1 protein-coding gene is annotated in these 637 nt (G+C 53.4%); it reads left to right on the top strand.

What is annotated here, in order from left to right; all coding sequences use genetic code 11:
• The coding region (locus E0D98_RS25380) for a sialate O-acetylesterase (RefSeq protein WP_165941075.1) at positions 1–637 on the top strand (637 nt) is incomplete at both ends.

Here is a 637-nt window from a genome sequence, read left to right as displayed (position 1 = left end):
AAATATAACGACATCATTCCGGCGGACCATTGTCTGCATGATGTGCAGGACATGAGCCGTCTTAACCATCCGAAAGCGGACCTGTCAAAGGGGCAGTACGGAACCGTGGGGCAGGGGCTGCATATCGCCAAAAAACTGCTGCCGTTTATACCGGCGAATGCGGGTATTCTGCTGGTTCCGTGCTGTCGTGGTGGTTCAGCGTTCACCACCGGAGCTGATGGCACATACAGTGACGCTGGCGGTGCCTCGGAGAATTCAGCGCGCTGGGGTGTGGACAAGCCGCTGTATAAGGACCTTATCGGTCGAACAAAAGCAGCACTGAAGAAGAACCCGAAAAATGTGCTGTTTACCGTGGTGTGGATGCAGGGGGAATTTGATTTTGGCGGTACGCCGGTAAATCACGCCGCACAGTTTGGCGCGCTGGTTGATAAATTCCGTGCAGACCTGGCGGATATGGCAGGCCAGTGCGTCGGTGGCTCTTCGGGTGGTGTTCCCTGGATATGTGGAGATACGACGTATTTCTGGAAGCAGAAGAACGAATCCACGTACCAGACGGTGTACGGCAGCTATAAAAACAAAACGGAAAAGAATATCCATTTCGTACCGTTCATGACGGATGAGAACGGGGTGAATGTGC

This window comes from Escherichia sp. KCJ4928 (genome assembly GCF_004352695.1).
GTDB lineage: Bacteria > Pseudomonadota > Gammaproteobacteria > Enterobacterales > Enterobacteriaceae > ECMA0423.
This window is presented reverse-complemented; position numbering and strand designations above follow the sequence as displayed.